Genomic DNA, 18400 nt, shown 5'->3' with positions numbered 1-18400 from the left:
CCTCGACACCGGCAACATCACCGCCGGCGCCGCTCGCAGCCATTTATCCCTGGCGGCGGCGAGCGCACGAATCCGTGCGATGGAGGCTTCGCTCGGCATCGACTTTTTGGAGCGCGGTCGTCGCGGCGTCACCCTCACGCCCGCCGGAAAAGCCCTGGCGCAACACGCCCGCCTGCTGCTGCAACACGCCGACCGCCTGCAACAGGACCTGGCTGAATACGCCAAAGGCGTCAAAGGTCAGGTGCGTTTACTGTGCAATACCACGGCAATCACCGAGTACCTGCCGGAAGTGCTGGCGGACTTCCTCTGCCGTCATCCCAACCTCGACATTGACCTGCAGGAATTGCCCAGCGCCCGTATCACTCACGCCCTGCGCCAGGGCGCGGCCGACCTTGGCATCGTCTCCGACGCCGTGGACACCCACGCCCTCGAAACCCTGCCCTTTCGCGATGATCCGCTGGTGCTGATCATGCCGCCCGACCATCCCCTGGCGAACGGCGCGACACCCAACTTCAGCGACACCCTGCATCACGATTACGTGGGCCTGAACGCCAATAGCGCGCTGGCGGTGTACCTCGAAGAACAGGCGCTGCACGCGGGGATGCGCTTACAAATCCGCATCCGTGCAGAAGGCTTCGACGGCGTGATGCGCATGGTCGCTCGCGGCGCCGGGCTGGCGATTGTGCCGCTGGCGGCGATCCAGCGCCGGGCTGTCGATCAATCGTTCAAGCGCTTCGCCCTGAAGGAAGACTGGGCGCAGCGCAAACTGTTGTTGTGCGCCCGCTCATTCACTGGCCTGCCCGCTTACGCCAGAGCCTTGCTCGACGCGTTGCGCGCGCCTTGAACACCAGTGTTTGGCCCAACTGGCACCTGTATGACGAGGACCGCGCAGAGTAATATCAGCCCTTTCAAATCAGGCCTGACCACAACAACCAAAAGGGAACCAGATGGCGGATGAAATCTTGCAACAGGCAACGCTCAAGCGGGGGTTGAAAAATCGTCACATTCAACTGATCGCATTGGGCGGAGCCATTGGTACGGGGCTGTTCCTGGGCTCTGCCGGAGTGCTCAAATCCGCCGGACCATCGATGATCCTCGGCTATGCGATTGCCGGTTTCATCGCATTCCTGATCATGCGCCAACTGGGCGAGATGATTGTCGAGGAACCCGTGGCCGGCTCTTTCAGCCACTTCGCTCACAACTACTGGGGCGGTTTTGCCGGTTTCTTGTCCGGCTGGAACTACTGGGTCCTGTATGTGCTGGTGGGCATGGCCGAGCTGACCGCCGTCGGCAAGTACGTGCAGTTCTGGTGGCCGGAGGTGCCGACCTGGGTCAGCGCAGCGGTGTTCTTCGTGCTGGTCAACCTGATCAACACGCTGAACGTCAAAGTCTTCGGCGAGATGGAGTTCTGGTTCGCGATCATCAAGGTCGTGGCCATCATCGGCATGATCCTCCTCGGCTGCTACATGCTGTTCAGTGGCACCGGCGGGCCGCAAGCATCGGTGAGCAACCTGTGGAGCCACGGCGGATTCTTTCCCAATGGTTACAGCGGTCTGCTGATGGCGATGGCGTTCATCATGTTCTCCTTCGGCGGCCTGGAACTGGTCGGCATCACCGCCGCTGAAGCCAGCGAGCCGCGCAAGGTCATTCCCAAAGCCATCAACCAAGTGGTTTATCGGGTGCTGATCTTCTACGTCGGCGCACTCACCGTGTTGCTGTCGCTGTACCCGTGGGACCAACTGCTGCAAACACTGGGCGCTTCGGGCGATGCCTACAGCGGCAGTCCGTTCGTGCAGATTTTCGCCCTGATCGGCAGCGACACCGCCGCGCAGATCCTCAACTTCGTGGTACTCACCGCCGCGCTCTCGGTCTACAACAGCGGCGTCTACTGCAACAGCCGCATGCTCTACGGCCTGGCGGAACAAGGCGACGCCCCCAAAGTGCTGATGAAACTGAACAAGCAAGGCGTTCCGTTGCTGGCACTGGGCGTCTCGGCGCTGATCACCATGCTGGCGGTGCTGGTCAACTACGTCGCGCCGCATGAAGCGCTTGAGTTGTTGTTTGCGCTGGTGGTCGCCTCGCTGATGATCAACTGGGCGCTGATCAGCCTGACGCACCTGAAGTTCCGCAAGGCCATGGTTCAGCGCGGCGTCGTGCCTGGCTTCAAGGCGTTCTGGTCGCCGTACACCAATTATCTGTGCCTGGCGTTCATGGCCGTGATCATCTGCGTCATCTGGATGATTCCACCCGTGCGCGCCTCGGTGTACGCCATGCCGGTGTGGGTATTGGTCATCTACGGGTGCTACCGCCTGCGCATGGCCAGGCACCGAAAGCTGTCAGTGACTCAGTGACTGCATAAAAAAACGCCCCGGCATTCGATGAATGCCGGGGCGTTTTATTGAGCGCGCAGTGGAACCAGCGTTTCTGGATACCTCGATGTCGAGCACAGACAACTGATGCCCCACCAAGCCCTATACGGTGCGACTTCAGTTATCCCTCACGCTCGGAGTCATCATGTCCGCACCGATTACCGTTCTTCGCGACACTCACCCCCTGCCGGTCCTTGATGCCTGCAAATGGGAAAAACTCGAAGGCGACCCGCACACCGTCAACCTCAACGCCTACACCAGCGAAGACGGCAGCAAGATCATGGGCACCTGGATCTGCACGCCGGGCAAGTGGTATGTGGAATACGTGAAGTGGGAATACTGCGATTTCCGCGAGGGCTACTGCATCATCACCCCGGAAGGCAAAGAGCCGATCCATCTGCGCGCGGGCGATATTTTCGTCATTGAGCCGGGCATGAAAGGTACGTGGGAAGTGGTTGAAACCGTGCGCAAGTATTTCGTGTTTGCCTGATGCAAAAAAACCGGGAGATCACCCGACGTGATTTCCCGGTAAATGTCGATGGACACATGCAATACCTGCTCGCGATTGGATCAGCACAGTCACCATTGACGGTGACTGATCAAACGCTATCGCGAGCAGGCTCGCTCCCACAGGGTTTACCCAGGTTTTACTGCGGTTTGCGATAGCTGTTGATGATCGCCGAGAAGTCTTTACCCCCCTCCCCGCGCAGGCTCATCGCCTGATACAACTGCTGGGCCACCGCGCCGAGTACCACCGGTTGGTGCGCCTGACGTGCCGCTTCCGTGGCAAGTCCGAGATCCTTGAGCATCAGCTCGGCACCAAAACCACCGGTATAGCCGCGCGATGCCGGCGCCGTTTCGACGATGCCCGGCCACGGGTTGTACATCTCCGAACTCCAGCAACGCCCGGTAGAACTGTTGATGATCCCGGCCAGCACGCCAGTGTCGATCCCCAGTGCATCGCCCAGCGCCATGGCTTCGCTGACGCCGACCATGGAGATCGCCAGCAGCAGGTTGTTGCAGATCTTGGCGATTTGCCCGGTGCCGACTTCGCCGCAGTGGACGATGTTGCGCCCCATCTGCGCCAGCACCGGTTGCAGGGTGGCAAACAGTTCGGGGGTGGCACCGACCATAAAGGTCAGCGTCCCGGCCGCCGCGCCGCCCGTGCCACCCGATACCGGCGCATCGGCCATGGCCACGCCTTGTTTGGCTGCCGCAGCGGCCACATCACGCGCCGTTTGCGGATCGATGGTGCTGCAATCCACGGCCGGCACGCCTTTGGCGATCCCCGCCAGCACGCCGTCCTCGCCCAGCCAAACGCTGCGCACGTGCACAGCGGCGGGCAGCATGGTGATGACCAGTTCTGCGCCTTGAGCGGCTTCACGGGCTGTCGCGCTGATGCTGCCGCCCAGTTGTTCCAGCTCGGCCAGAACGGTTTTGTTCAAATCAACCAGTCGCAGTGCGTGACCAGCCTTGATCAGGTTGCGCGCCATCGGCGCGCCCATGTTGCCGAGACCGATAAAAGCGATTTTCATGTCCGGCTCCTTAACGCAAGTTGATGGTGGTGTTCACACCGTCGTTGACGCTGTCGTCATCGAACCAGCGACTGGTGACGGTCTTGGTCTGAGTGTAGAACTGCACCACTTGCTTGCCATACGGGCCGAGGTCGCCGAGTTTGGAACCGCGCGAACCGGTGAAGCTGAAGAACGGGACCGGCACTGGAATCGGGATGTTGATGCCGACCTGACCCACGTCGATTTCGCTCTGGAATTTGCGCGCCGCCGCACCGCTCTGGGTGAACAGGCCGGTGCCGTTGCCGAACGGGTTGGCGTTGACCAGTGCGATGGCTTCATCGAGCGTATTCACTTCCAGCACTACCAGCACCGGGCCGAAGATTTCCTGGGTGTAGATCTGCATCTCGGTAGTCACGCCGGAGAACAGGGTCGGGCCGACAAAGTTACCCTGCTCGTAGCCAGGAACCGTGATCTCGCGACCATCCAGCTCAAGCTTGGCGCCTTCCTTGATGCCGCTTTCGATCAGATCGAGAATCCGCGCTTTGGCGCGCTTGGAAATCACTGGACCGACGTCAGTGCCCGGCTCGCTGCCGGCATTGACCTTGAGTTTCTGCGCCAGCGCTTTCAGGTCTGGCAGCCATTGCTTGGCCGCGCCCACCAGCACCACCACCGAGGTGGCCATGCAACGCTGACCGGCGGCACCGAAACCGGCACCGACCAGCGCATTCAGCGCTTGTTCGCGATTGGCATCCGGCAGTACCACGGCGTGGTTTTTCGCGCCCATCATCGATTGCACACGCTTGCCGTGTTTACCGGCCAGGTCATAAACGTGAGTACCGACGGCGGTCGAACCGACGAAGGAAACCGCCTTGATGTCTTTATGAGTGCAGAGGGCGTCCACCACGTCCTTGCCGCCGTGAACCACATTGAGCACGCCCGCCGGAACACCGGCCTCGATCGCCAGCTCCACCAACAACATGGTCGACATCGGGTCCTGTTCGGACGGTTTGAGTACGAAGGTGTTGCCGCAGGCGATGGCCATCGGGAACATCCACAGCGGAATCATTGCCGGGAAGTTGAACGGGGTGATGCCGGCGCACACGCCGATTGGCTGACGCAGGGTGTAGGTATCGACGCCGCCCGCGACGTTCTCGGCGAACTCGCCCATTTGCAGGGTGCCGATGGAGCACGCGTGTTCGACGACTTCCAGGCCTCGGAAAATATCGCCTTCAGCGTCGGCAATGGTTTTGCCCTGTTCGTTGCTCAGGACCACGGCGATACGCTTGGAGTGTTCGCGGATCAACGCCTGAAGCTTGAGCATGATGCGCATGCGGGCGCCGATCGGCGTCAGCTTCCAGGTCTGGAAGGCGCGATGGGCGGCGCTGATCGCGGCGTCGACTTCCGAGGCCGTAGCGAACGGAACCTTGGCCAGCACTTGCTGAGTCGCCGGGTTGACGATGTCGTGCCACTCGGTGGTCTGGGACTCGACCCACTCGCCGTCGATCAACAGCTTGACGTTCTGGACAGTGGTTTCGTTGGGCGTGAGCGATGCGTTCATGCTGGTCTCCTGGACTTGTTGTTATGCAGGGAGCCAAGGCGGCTAAGTCGCCTTGAGATGAGGCGTGTGTCGCGAATTGGTTGTCGGACTGTTTTTGGAGTATAGATGTGCAAACTTCTAATAAGAACGCACATAAAAGCCGGTCCATCATGCAAAAAAACATCACGTCTTTAGGTTCACTGAATTGGGATGACCTCAAGTTTTTCCTCGAAGTCGCTCGCACCCGCAAGGCCAGCACCGCGGCCAAGCGCCTGGCGGTGGACTACACCACGGTGTCGCGGCGTATCAGTTCGCTGGAAGCGGCATTGGGCACGTTGCTGTTCGAGAAGTCCCGGACCAGCGGTTTTGTCCTGACGGCGGAAGGTCAGCGTTTACTGGGTTACGCCGAGTCGATCGAAAGCACGCTGCACATGGCGTGCGAACAGGTTTCCGGCTCCGGCGTGGCGTTGTCCGGCCACGTACGGATGGGCTGCACGGAAGGGTTCGGCAGCTTTTTCATCACCCCGCAGCTGAGCCATTTCGTCGACGCCTACCCGGCGATCTCGGTGGACATCCTGCCGCTGCCGCACTTCATCAGTCTGTCCAAACGCGAGGCGGACATCGTCATCGCCCTGGAGCGCCCGGAGCATGGCCCGTATGTCTGCTGCAAACTCTGCGACTACAAATTGCAGCTATATGCGACCCAGGACTATCTGGACAAACATCCACCGATCCGCCGCCCGACAGACTTGGGCAAGCACTCATTCATCAGTTATGTCGACGACCTGGCCTTCAGCTCCGAGCTGTTGTACCTGGCGAACGTGCTGCCCGGCGCCAGCGCCAACTTGCGCAGCACCAGCGTGATTGCGCAGTTCGTCGCGGCGCAGCAAGGACGCTCGCTGGCGATTCTGCCGTGCTTCCTCGCCGCGCAGGATCCGCGGTTACTGCCGGTGTTGCCGGAGGAAATCAACATCACCCGGCAGTTCTGGATGTACTGCCGGGAGGACCTGCGCAAGCTCAAGCGGATTACCCTGTTGTGGGATTACATCCGGGAGGTGACTGAGTTGAATCAGGGGCTGTTGATGGGTGAACGGCGGGACATGGTGTTCACCGACTAATCGGCGCTGACCACAATCGACACCCGGCGGTTCTCGGTTCGACCGGTCGCGGTGTCGTTGGAGGCAACGGGCTCACTGCTGCCAAGGCCTCGTACCTGGATATTCTGCTCTTTCATGCCGACCGCGCTCAGTACTTTGCCGACGCTGTTCGAGCGGCGCAGAGACAGCTGTTCGTTGTAGGTCTCTTTGCCCGAAGCGTCGGTGTGACCATCGACACGAACCCGATCGATTCCGACCCCCAGCAACGCCTTGCCAATGCGCTCGACGATCTCGGTGCTCTGCGGGTTCAGGCTTTCGACATCACTGCCAAACAACACTTTGCCGGACAAGCCAAACGCCCAACCCTCGTCGGTCAACTCGAAACCTTGCTGTTTGAGTACTGCGACCTGTGCCGGACTCAGACCTTTTTGTGGCGCCGTCTGGCAACCGGTCAGTGCCAGCAAGGCGATGAATAAGGGGATCGAGAGAAATCGCAGATTGAATGAGAACACGAAAATCAGCTCCTGGATTGAACATCGGCGACAGGGTGCTCCGCCCCTGACGTGTGCTGCGCACCTCTGGAAAAACGTTTGGCCTGGTACATGGCCGCATCAGCAGCATTGAGCAGAGCACCCGGTGTAGCACCATGATCCGGGTACACGGCAATGCCAATGCTCAGAGTAGTCAAAACCTGAGTATGACCCGGCAACGGAATCGGCACGTCCATGCTCGCGATGATTTTATCGGCGATCCGCTCGGCGTCTTCGGTCTTGTTCAGCGGTGTCAGCAGGACAGCAAACTCATCCCCCCCCAGACGCGCCACCAGATCCTCTTCGCGCAATTGAGCACGAACCCGATTGGCGACCGCGACCAACACTGCGTCGCCGGCGGCGTGACCGAAGGTGTCGTTGATTTGCTTGAACCGGTCACTGTCCAGAAACAGCACCGCTACTCGCTCGTTGAGCTTGTTGGCGTTGCGCAGCGCGCGAATCAATCGGCCTTCGAAAAACGCACGGTTCGGCAACCCGGTGAGGCTGTCATGACTGGCCTGATGGGCGAGGGTTTCATTCTCGCTTTGCAGGTGAGTCTGCCAGGATTCGAGTTCATCGAGCAGGGCATTGAAGTCATTGCCCAGGTTGTCGAGTTCGGCGATGTCGGCGGGTGGCACACGCAGGTCGAAGGCACGTTCGCTGCGCACGGCGTGCGCCACGGAAGCCAGACTGCGCAGCGGGCCGGTGATCCCGCGCAGTTGTCGGCGAGCCAGATAAAGCGCCACCCAGGCACTGGCGGCGGTGCACAGAACGATGCCCACCAGACCGCTGAGCAAGAAGCGCATCAGGCTGCCACCGTGGCCGATCAGCAGGATGCTGCCGATGTCCTGACCTTGGTGGATGATCGGCATGCTGATGGGTTTTTCCAGAAAGGCTTTGGCCATCTGCATTTCGAGATCAGAGAACAATCCGGTTTCGGGCCGCTGCCAACGTGCCAACAACTTGCCTTGCTCGTCCAGCACTTGGGCATCCGCCACTTCTTCGGTAGAGGCGATCAGTGCCAGCGCTTCGGTGGCAGCGGCTTTATCGTTGAACACCACGGCCGCTTCCACGGTGTAGTTGATGGAGCGCGCGATCAGGTGCAGGTTGTGGTCGGCATAAACCCGCAACGCCAGAACGCCGAGCAGCGTCAGCGAGATGCTGGCCATGGCCACGCCGACCAGCGCGACGATCAAATGACCGCGGCCAATGACCGAACGCAAGGTCGGGCGACTGCCCGGCTTGAATAACCTCATGGCGCCGCCGGCTTGCGGCGGGACAGTTGCAGCACACTTGGATGAATTCGCACGCCGCTGCGGGCCACGGAATCGAGGTTGACCTCGAAGGACACTTGTTCATCGCCGACGCGCAAACAGAACAGACTGCCGACGGTGCATTGATCGTCGCTTTCGCTGATGCTCAACACGGGGTGCCCGGTCAGCGAAGCGAACAGCCGGCTGCGCTCTTCGCGGGTCAATTTGCCGATGTACACCGCGTCGCACTCACCGACAATGGATGGGTTGTCGGCGAGCAGGCGGCGTACGACAACAGGTCGGCCCGTGGCCTGGGTGGTGCCCTTGACCAGGTCATCGGTGTATTCGGTGGGGCCAACGACGCACAAACGAAGTTGTGCGGGTTCAACAGGCCAACGGGCATAACTGAGTATCCCGAGTACCACCTGTGTGACGGATTTGGCACGCTGGTCGGCCATGCCTGGAGGGGTTTGCGGTTGAGCGAAAACGAAGCCGCTCAGCAAACAGAGAAAGCCTGCAAGTACGGCTTGCTTGCAGCCAGCGACGCACTCTGTCATCCAGACAGCCAACTTCATGCAGGGATTCTCTTCGATCTTACCGGGAGGGTGCCACAACGATAGCACAGCGTCGAAACACCCGCGAGGCCACGTACGACGGCGCTTTGGACGGTTTCCAACGTCCGGTGCCGTCGCCCTTTATTGCCTCGGCTCGACAGCCTCGTCCAACTCCAGCATCAACCCGCTCAACCGCTTGACCTTGCGCCGCACCGCCTCTTCAAACACTCCCGTCCGCGGTTCGATCAACGTGAACCAGTCCTTCGCTCGGGTTATGCCGGTATAGATCAGCTCCTTGGTCAGAACCGGGTTCAGGGCGTCCGGCAGAATCAACGCCGTATGGGCAAACTCGGAGCCCTGGGATTTGTGCACGGTCATGGCGTACACGGTTTCGACATCATTGAGACGGCTCGGCAGGACAAAGCGCACGCCACCCTGGCCATCATTGCGCGGGAAAGCCACGCGCAAGACCTGACGACCCGCCTCGGGGCCATCGCGCTCAGGCAGCTTGAGGGCAATGCCGATGTCGCCGTTCATCAAACCCAAGCCATAGTCGTTGCGGGTCATCAGCACCGGCCGGCCTTCGTACCACTGCTGATTGCTGTCGATCAATCGGGCCTTGAGCAACGCGTCGGTCACGCGCTGATTCAAGCCCTCCACACCCCACGGCCCTTTGCGTACGGCGCACAGCAGCTGGAAGGCGTCGAAGGCTTGCAACACCTGACGCGCCCAATCAGTCCAGCGTGAATCATCGAGCGAGCTGTCGAGCGGTGGCCGCAGGTGGCGCAGCAGACTGAGGTAATGCCGGTAGCCTTGCGGCCCATCACCATGGCCTTCGAGCAACAAGCGCTCCAGCGCCCGGTCCTGTTCACCCTTGAGGGGCAGGGAAAATACATCGCCGTGGCTTCGAGCCGCCAGCAATTGGCGAGCTTCTTCGGGTTGTTGCCGGTTGACCCAGCGCGCCAGTTGGCCAATCCCGCTACCCTCGCCGAACCGGCGCGAATGGCGCAGCATCACCACTTGCTGGGCCAGTGGATGAGTCCCGTGAGTGTCTTCGTGCAACCCACTGGCTGCAAGGTTTTCACCACTGACTGTTTCCAGCCATTGACGCGTCTGCGGGCTGTACCAACCGGCCTCGGCGTCGCGGCACAGATCCCCCAGCACGGCGCCGGCTTCCACCGAGGCCAGTTGGTCCTTGTCACCCAGCAGAATCAGGCGGGCATGGGCCGGCATCGCGTCGAGAAGATTGGCCATCATCTCTAGGTCGATCATCGAGGCTTCATCCACAACCAGCACATCCAGCGGTAAACGATTACCGGCGTGATGCCGGAAATGTCGCGTACCGGGCCGACTGCCGAGCAGACGGTGCACGGTGGTAACGTCTGACGGAATTTTATCTCGTACGGCTTCAGCGACTTCCAGCGTCCGGACTTGTTGGCTGATCGATTCCGTCAACCGTGCCGCAGCTTTCCCGGTGGGGGCGGCGAGACGGATACGCAGTGGTTTGCCAGCCTCCACCGCTGGCGCCTGAAGCAATGCGAGCAAGCGCACGACCGTGGTGGTCTTGCCCGTCCCCGGGCCGCCGGTGACGATGCTGAAGGCACTGCGGGTCGCCAAGGCACACGCGAGTTTCTGCCAGTCGATCACCTCGCCAGGCCTGGCCGGACCGAACAGACCGGCAAGACGTTGGGACAGATCGTCCGGCGTTGTTTCGTGTTCGGCCAGACGCAGACGCAGGGCATCATCGATACGCCGCTCATAGGTCCAGTAGCGTCGCAGGTAAAGGCGTTTTCCTGAAAGTACCAACGGCCGTTGTTGGGCTGCTTCACTGCTATCGGCTGCCAACGCGACCAGATTGCTGGCGGCCAGCACCTTGCACCAATGGGCGCCGTCCAGCGCCTCAAGCAATTGTGATGGCAGCAGCATCGCGCCACTTTGCAGATCGCCTTCTGGTGGCAAGGACAACGCGAAGTCCGGCTCTTTCAGGGTCTCGAACAGGTCCAGGCAGACATGGCCGTGGCCCAATTGATGACTGGTCAATGCTGCTGCCAGCAGCACCAGTGGATCATCGTCGGGAGCGAGTTCGTGCAAGAACGCAACGAAGGCCTTGTCCAGCGCTCGCAACCAGCCACGTTCGACCCAGCGGGTGAGCAACAGCAACAAGTCATCGGCGCGACTCAACGATGCCAGACTCGCCAGACTTTCCGCTGCCAATGGCGTCGGCAGCAAATCGGCGAAGGTGCGACTCATAGCAGTACTCCCTGTTCCCAGGCGGGTTCGGCCTTGGGTTCTGGCTTGCCCTGGAACAGGCGATCCAGACGCTCGATCAGCGCTCTTGGCGGACGGGCGAAATACACGCCCTGACTGGATGCGCGGGTGCCACGCAGGAACAGATACAGCGCACCACCGACATGCCGGTCGTAATCGTAATCGGCAAGCCGTGCCTTGAGCTGGCGGTGCAGGGCCAGCAGGTACAGCACATATTGAAGGTCGTAGCGGTTGTCCAGAATCGACTGTTCCATGGCTTGCTCGGTATAGGCCATGTCATCGACGCCCAGCCAGTTGGATTTGTAATCGGCGACGTAGTAGCGACCGTCATGCTCGAATGTCAGGTCGATGAAACCTTTGAACATGCCGTTGAGCAGCACCGGTTCGGCGGCAACACGGGCAACGCCGTTGTGGGTGTATTGGCGGACCAGTTCATCAAGTTTGAGCACATCGACTTTATGGCTGGCGAACCAGAATTCCATCTCGACGCGGTACTGGGTCAATTGCTCGAATATCACGGGCGCCTTTCCGGCGCCAATGTGCAGCGGGGACTTGAGCAGGTGCTGCAGCCAATCGCTCAGCGTGGTGATCCAGCCTTCCCAGCCACGACGGTTGCAGCGACGGGCAATGGCGTCTTCCACGGCTTGTGGCGTGGCGGCAAAACCTTCGTTACCGGCCCATTCCAGCAAGCCATGGAGAAAGGTGCCGGGATTCGGCCCCCGAGGAAAGCGATGGATATCGGCACCGCCGGCGACCACTTCTCGCGGCGCCTCCGGATCAAGGCGCTCGTCGTCAAACAGCTTTTGCGCTTGCGGATTTTCCGGGGCTTCGTCACTGCCCACGCTCAGGCTGTCGCCAATGCGCAAGGCGCTGTAGGAGGCAATCCACCAGTTTTCGCTGGCCTTGCGCTTGGGGATCAGCGGAGCAAGCAATGTCGCATCGTTCTGCGGCGGGTGGTAATGCTCGGCGGTTTCTTCAGGCATTTCACTGCAGTCCAGCGCCGGACAGTCCTGCTGCAAGTCTTCAAGCCAACGCGTCAAACCCGCTGATTCAGCCAATGGCGCACCACCGCCCAGCAAATAACCCAATGCCGAAAGGTGCAGCACCGAGCTGTTGTTATTGCCGCGTTTGAGGTCCGTAACACCGAGCCAACAGGCATGTTGTGCACGGGTCAGGGCCACATAAAGTAAACGCAGATCCTCGGCCAGTCGCTCATCATCGGCCAGTGCGATCAACTCGGGCGTTGGCTTCAACGTCACTTGAGCCCTGCCGGTCTCGTCGTGGTAATGCAGCGGCAAACGGCTGCCGTCGACCGGCTTCGCCGAACACACGAACGGCAGGAACACCAACGGATACTCAAGCCCCTTGGACTTGTGAATGGTCACGACCTTGACCAGTTGCTCGTCGCTCTCCAGACGCAGGATCTGTTCTTCCCCAGCCTGACCGGACAACGCCAGATGTTCGGATAAATGGCGGATCAGCGCTTGCTCGCCATCGAGTTCGGCAGCCGCCTGTTGCAGCAATTCGGACAGATGCAGCAGGTTGGTCAGCACACGCTCGCCGTCGCTTCGCGCGATCAGTGCCTGAGGTAGCTGGAAGTCATGCAGCAAGCGACGCAGCATTGGCAGCACACCCTGTTTGCGCCAGAGTTCGCGATAACCGCGGAACTGCATGACCCGCGCTTCCCACGCCAACTCGTCCTGATTCAAGCGCTCCAGTTCAGCCAGCGACAGATTCAGCGTGATGCAGGCCAGCGCCGCTCGCAGCGGACGCTCGACATCCGGCTCGGCGCAGGCCTTGAGCCAGCTCAGCAGGTCGTGAGCTTCCTGTGCGGCGAACACCGAGTCCTTGTCCGACAGGTACACGCTGCGCACGCCACGGGTCGTGAGTTCGGCGCGCACCGCCTGGGCCTCTTTACCGTCGCGCACCAGGATTGCAATATCCGCGGGCAGCAAGCCTTTGAAATCCTTGCCATCCTGGATGAAACCCGCCCTGCCTTGTTGCCCGCCATTGAGCAGAGCGGTGATTTCGCTGGCGCAAGCCGCGGCCAGTTGTTGTCGGTAAACGGCGCCAGACAATGGTTGATCGGCGGACAGATGCCAGATATTCAGAGCCGGTACAACCTGACCATCAACATGAAGCACTTCTTTGCGTCCCTGGGAGGCGACCGGCAGGAACGGCACGGGGGTTTCGCCATTTTTTTCACGGAACAGAAATGCACCCCGCCCCGCTTCCCGCGACTCGGCGCGCTCGAACACATGGTTCACCGCATCGACCATGCCATGGCTGGAACGAAAGTTGGTGCCCAGGGTATGCAGCCGGCCAGTGGTGGCCTGACGGGCACGCAGATAGGTATAGATGTCGGCACCACGGAAGGCATAAATCGCCTGCTTCGGGTCGCCGATCAGGAACAGGCCGCATTCAGGATTATTGTCCTCGATGCGATAGATGCTTTCGAATATCTGGTATTGAACCGGGTCGGTATCCTGGAATTCGTCGATCAATGCCACCGGGAATTGTTCGCGGATCAGGGTTGCCAAACGTTCGCCGCCCTCGGCTTGCAATGCGGCATCGAGGCGCAGCAGCATGTCATCGAAACCCATTTCCGCGCGGCGACGCTTTTCTTCCTCGAATCGCGCGCCCACCCACTGAGCGGCGTGTTGCAGGACTGCCGCATCAGGGGTCGGCAAACCATCGAGACTGGCCTTGAGGCCAGGCATTGCGTCCAGCCCCGGGTGATTGGGCACCTCGCCCTTTTTCCAGGCCTCAGCCATTCCGTCAGGCGTCAGGCGAGTGAAACCGGTGCCAATATCCAACTGCTCGAGTAATTCATCTTCAGCCCAGGCTTTTATCTTTTCGAACCAGGGTTCGAAATAGCGTGCCTGCATCTTTCGACCGTCGACGCTTTTGCTCGCGACGCCCTCATGACAGATGGCAAGCAACTCGTCCGCCCATTGACGCCAAGGCATTTTGAGTTCGAGCAACGCAGCCCGTCGCTCCTGCAGACACTCAGTGATCAGTTCAACCGGTTCTTTTCCTTCAGCGCTGTTGCGTTCACTGGCGAACAAACCACGAACTCGCGGCAAGAGGGCCGCCGGACCGCCCCAATTACCGCGCACCCAATTGAGGGCATCACCTTGCATCGGGTAACAAAACAATCGCCAGTAGTCGCGCAGCACCTCGCCGAGCAAATCACTGTGATCGGTTTCCAGGGTCTGGGTAAACAGGCTGCCACTGTCGAACGCGTGTTCGCGCAACATGCGCTGACACCAACTGTGGATGGTCGAGACAGCCGCTTCGTCCATCCACTGGGCGGCGATGTCCAGACGGTTTGCGCATCCGGGCCACTGCTCGGGAAGGTACTGTTCGCGCAGTTCTGCAATCAGGGCATCCGGCGACGGTGTTTCATCGCGAAAAAACCGTGCAGCTTCGGCAAGACGCGTTCGAATACGTTCGCGCAATTCTTTGGTCGCAGCGTCGGTGAAGGTCACAACGAGGATTTGCGGCGGTAACAGCTCACGCCCAAAACCGCTCGACTCCCCGCCGTGGCCCAAGACCAGTCGCAGGTACAACGCGGAAATAGTGAAGGTCTTGCCGGTCCCGGCACTGGCCTCGATCAGTTGACTGCCGCGCAGTGGAAACGCCAGGGCCAACGGTGTCTGGGAGGTCATGAGCGTGCCTCCTCGCGGGTCAATGAGCGCCAGGAAGCTTCCAGCATCGGCTTGTACAAGGCGTTGCACCAATCGGCGAAGGTCTCATCGGCAATCAATGCGTCATAGTCAGCGAACTGACGCGCGAGCGCAGGACTTTCGCGGCGTTCGCCGTCGGTGGTCAGACCGTCGCCTTCATAGGCTTTGCGAGCGGCGGCGTCGGCTTTGGCTGGATCAGTCTGGGCTAACCATGCAAATGCGGTTTTGACTGCAATGGGTAGCGGTTGGCGCATGCCTGTTTGCCAAGCCATCAGCAGGTCACTCAAGGTACGGAATGCAACGTCCTTCTCCATGGGACCGAGCAGCAGGCTGTCGTCACTGGCCACCAGTGCAGTGGTCATCGCCATTCCACTGGCGCTGGCAACTAGATGATTGACCCATGACCGTGTCAGACGATGCCATTTGCGAGACTTGATAGAACCGATGCTATTGGGAATCGTGGTGACCGACAGTAATCCACCGTCAGCTCGCTGATGCAGACCGCTGAGCCAACCTTCAAGCCGCAGGCCCTGCAACTCAAGACTCACAGGCAAAGCGCTGGTGAGCGGTGTCGGCCATAAGGCTAGAAGCTGTTGATAGCGCTGCAGCAGATCCGGCAAGGGCTCGATCAACTCCCGCTGCAGACATTCGCCAAAACCCGCCATAGGCAACAGGCCGCTGTTTTGCAGACGTTTGGCCTGCGACGCCAGAGCCTGATCGGACTGATCCAAGTGCTCCAGCGCGGCGCCGAGCAAACTGTCGCTGAGGCTGTAACGTTGCAGTGCGTCGAGGACAAATGGCTCTTCATCGGCCAAGGGCACTTCAGCCGCTTCAAAGAATACCTTCAGCCGCTGGCTGAAGAAGTGTCGCACCGGGTTACGCAGAAAATCCTGCAGTTGGCCGAGGCTGAGCGGCTCTTCCTGGACATAGGGGGCGAGGATGCCATTATCGGTTACCGACTCAATGGCTTGATGAAGCACCTGCCATTCGCTGGCGTAGCTGAACAAGTCGTCGCCTTCATGGAAATAGCGGGCACTGAAAGGCTGTAATGGGTGCTCTTGAGTCATTGCCTCCAGCAAATTCTCATCGGCATTGTGCAGTCGCCATCCACTGGCCAGATGATCGCGGAGTTGGCCAATCAGCACAGAAGCCGGGCGTTCGCTGTTATCGCGAATGCTGCGACCAACCCAACTGATGTAGAGCTGATTACGTGCTGACAGAAGCGCTTCCAACAACAGATAGCGATCGTCTTCGCGCCGGGAGCGATCACCCGGTCGGTAATCGCTGCCCATCAGGTCGAAGTCCAGTGGCGGTTGCGCACGCGGATAATCACCATCATTCATGCCGAGCAGACAGACCAGTTTGAACGGGATCGCACGCATGGGCATCAAGGTGCAGAAGTTCACCGCACCCGCGAGAAAACGCTGGGACAAGCGCCCCTGATCGAGACCGGCCAGCCAGGCTTCACGAACCACGGTCAACGGCAACTGATCGTGCAAACCGACCGACTCACAGGTCTCAAGCCAGGTTTCACGCAACTCTTCGAGTTGAGCGAGCAAGTAGTCGTCATGCTCGTTACTGGCCTGGAAAAACAACTGCACCAACGCTTGCAGCCTCATCCTCCATTGGTTGGGTGGCGCAGGGCGCGTGAGTTCCTGGTGAGCAATTTCAAGTGCATCCAGGAGCGCCACCAAAGGACCTATCAGCGCGGCATCCAGACCACCAATCTCGTCGTAGGGCTCGATACCTTGGCAGGCACTGGCGCTGCCGACTGCATACCCCAGCAACATCCGCCGTAAACCGAAACGCCAACTGTTTTGCTCCAGTTCCTGCGGCAATCCAAGCCCCGCTCGTTGCTCGGCGCTCATGCCCCAACGGATGCCAGCGCCTTCGATCCAGCGATGCAGGGTCGGCAGGTCTCGCTCTTCCACACCAAAGCGAGCACGCAATGCAGGAACGTCCAGCAGATCGAGGATCTCGCTGACGGGGAAACGACTGTCGGGAAGTTTTAGCAGGTGTTCGACAGCAATCAGCAGTGGGTCACGACCGCGCTGGCCTTGATCGGCGAGCGTGAACGGAATGAAGCGTGGGTCATGGCGTTCAAGCTGGCCGAATACAGCGCGAATATGTGGCGCATAACTGTCGATGTCCGGGACCATCACGATAACGTCGCGCGGTCTTAAGTCAGGGTCAGCACTAAAGCGTGCGAGCAACTGATCGTGGAGTATCTCTACTTCTCGTTGGGCACTGTGGGCAATGTGAAAACGGATCGATTGATCTGCGTCTGGATCGACTGCTGGCCAGCGTTCGCGCGTTTCATTCAGAGGACGCAATTCGAGGATGTCGTCCTGGAGTTGGTTCAGCAGGTTTTGTGGCTCGCTGTCACTGAACAGGTCAATGCGCCCGTCACGAAACGCCGAGCGATAGCTGTTGGGATCGTCGTAACTGTCCAGCAGGTTGATGTAGTCCCGCCCCTGTTTACCCCAAGCAGCCAGCAGCGGATGGGCATGCTGATGCAGGGTTTGCGGATCCAGCACGACCGGCATACCACTCTTGCGGGCCTGACGTTTGTATTGATGCCGTAACAGGTCTTTATCGGCGACGATGTCCGCCCAATGGTGACGACATGGGTTGTGTACGCAGAGCAAAACCTGGCTGAAACGAGCCAACCCGGCGAGAGCTTCCAGAGCCTGAGCGGGAAGCGAAGAAATCCCGAAAACGATAACCCGGGACGGTAATCCGGCGGGCGCTACATCGAGGTTGTTGATGCGCTCGACAAACCGCTGATGGACACCGGCACGACTTTGCGCCATGCCTTGTTCCCCCACATCCAGCAACAACGCACGCCACAATTCCGCTTGCCAGCAGTTGGCCGGGGTCAAGGGTTTCGCTTCACCCCGACCGTTGCGTAACTGATGACGACCTTCAGCCCAGTCTTCAAGCCAGTCGGCTCGGTACACCTGATATTGGTCGAACAGGTCAGCCAGTCGCTCGGCCAATTGATAGCGTTTGCGCAAATCGGTGTCATTGGTGAGAAAGCGTTGCAGAGGCTCGAAGTGTGGCTGATCTATCAACTGCGGAAGCAGTCGCATGAGTCGCCAGGTCAGCGGGGCCTTATCAAGCAACGACTTGGCGGGAATTTCGTCCCGGCCAAGCACCATGCGATAGAGCTGCCACATAAAGCTGCCCGGCAACTGCACGTCGATGGCTGCGGCGATTCCGCAGCCGCCCATATCGTCCTCTTCCGGGTCTTCCGCCAGTGCCAGCTTTAGCCACTGGGCGATACCGTTACTCTGCACCAGAGCGATTTCATTTTCCAAGGGAGCCAGCGGGTATCGCCGCATCCAGCTGACCACCAGGCTGCGCAACTCGTCCAGGCGGTTACCGTGAACCACCATAAAACCAGCACTGAGGGACGTCGCGTCCGGCATAAAGGCTTCCTTGGAAAAATACAAAAGCTAGGGCCGAACCTTAGCATTGTCGGGAGACTGTGACAGCCGGGAGCTGTCCGGTAATGCTGTACGAACTTTCCTGCGGACAAAACAAAACCCCTACCTGCATACGCAGATAGGGGTTTCGGAATTTAATC

Annotated in this window: 12 protein-coding genes; 4 read left to right on the top strand and 8 right to left on the bottom strand. The window is 60.0% G+C overall.

What is annotated here, in order from left to right:
• From Q7W83_RS03540 to Q7W83_RS03530, 3 genes are all read left to right on the top strand, one after another.
• A partial coding sequence (locus tag Q7W83_RS03540) for a LysR family transcriptional regulator (RefSeq protein WP_473655680.1) occupies nt 1–844 on the top strand: 844 nt, incomplete at its 5' end.
• 103 nt (nt 845–947) lie between these two features.
• Complete coding sequence (locus tag Q7W83_RS03535; protein WP_150634445.1) at nt 948–2351, top strand: amino acid permease; 1404 nt, start codon at nt 948–950, stop codon at nt 2349–2351.
• 163 nt (nt 2352–2514) lie between these two features.
• The gene (locus Q7W83_RS03530) at nt 2515–2859 is read left to right on the top strand and encodes a cupin domain-containing protein (RefSeq protein WP_008024653.1); all 345 of its coding nucleotides are present in this window, start codon (nt 2515–2517) and stop codon (nt 2857–2859) included.
• A 157-nt stretch (nt 2860–3016) separates the two neighbouring features.
• Here the strand turns inward: Q7W83_RS03530 and mmsB are convergent, their stop codons facing one another.
• Both mmsB and Q7W83_RS03520 read right to left on the bottom strand, forming a co-directional pair.
• Nucleotides 3017–3904 (bottom strand): 3-hydroxyisobutyrate dehydrogenase, encoded by an 888-nt coding sequence (gene mmsB, locus Q7W83_RS03525; protein ID WP_150640045.1) that lies wholly within the window; start codon nt 3902–3904, stop codon nt 3017–3019.
• A 10-nt stretch (nt 3905–3914) separates the two neighbouring features.
• A complete protein-coding gene (locus Q7W83_RS03520) occupies nt 3915–5441 on the bottom strand; it encodes a CoA-acylating methylmalonate-semialdehyde dehydrogenase (RefSeq protein ID WP_150634443.1) in 1527 nt (508 codons plus the stop codon).
• A 149-nt stretch (nt 5442–5590) separates the two neighbouring features.
• Here Q7W83_RS03520 and Q7W83_RS03515 point away from each other — a divergent pair, with 149 nt between their 5' ends.
• Entirely contained in the window at nt 5591–6538 is a 948-nt protein-coding gene (locus tag Q7W83_RS03515; protein ID WP_150640046.1) for a LysR family transcriptional regulator, read from the top strand.
• On the opposite strand, the gene yfiB is transcribed toward Q7W83_RS03515, so the two are convergent.
• The 6 genes from yfiB to recC all read right to left on the bottom strand — a co-directional run bounded on the left by yfiB (nt 6535) and on the right by recC (nt 18242).
• Nucleotides 6535–7029: an outer membrane lipoprotein YfiB gene (yfiB, locus tag Q7W83_RS03510; protein ID WP_150640047.1), complete on the bottom strand. Its 495-nt coding sequence runs from the start codon at nt 7027–7029 to the stop codon at nt 6535–6537. The genes Q7W83_RS03515 and yfiB overlap by 4 nt on opposite strands.
• A gap of 5 nt (nt 7030–7034) precedes the next feature.
• Entirely contained in the window at nt 7035–8303 is a 1269-nt protein-coding gene (gene dgcN, locus Q7W83_RS03505) for a diguanylate cyclase DgcN/YfiN (RefSeq protein ID WP_473655679.1), read from the bottom strand.
• The gene (gene yfiR / locus Q7W83_RS03500) at nt 8300–8875 is read right to left on the bottom strand and encodes a regulatory sequestration protein YfiR (RefSeq protein ID WP_150634438.1); all 576 of its coding nucleotides are present in this window, start codon (nt 8873–8875) and stop codon (nt 8300–8302) included. The genes dgcN and yfiR overlap by 4 nt, the downstream gene beginning before the upstream one ends.
• 120 nt (nt 8876–8995) lie before the next feature.
• Nucleotides 8996–11104 (bottom strand): exodeoxyribonuclease V subunit alpha, encoded by a 2109-nt coding sequence (recD, locus tag Q7W83_RS03495; RefSeq protein WP_473655678.1) that lies wholly within the window; start codon nt 11102–11104, stop codon nt 8996–8998.
• Entirely contained in the window at nt 11101–14793 is a 3693-nt protein-coding gene (gene recB, locus Q7W83_RS03490) for an exodeoxyribonuclease V subunit beta (protein WP_473655677.1), read from the bottom strand. The genes recD and recB overlap by 4 nt, the downstream gene beginning before the upstream one ends.
• On the bottom strand, nt 14790–18242 hold the full coding sequence (recC, locus tag Q7W83_RS03485; protein ID WP_473655676.1) for an exodeoxyribonuclease V subunit gamma: 3453 nt from the start codon (nt 18240–18242) through the stop codon (nt 14790–14792). The genes recB and recC overlap by 4 nt, the downstream gene beginning before the upstream one ends.
• Nucleotides 18243–18400: the final 158 nt, after the last annotated feature.

The sequence above is a fragment of the Pseudomonas sp. 300 genome (assembly GCF_055803035.1).
This window is presented reverse-complemented; position numbering and strand designations above follow the sequence as displayed.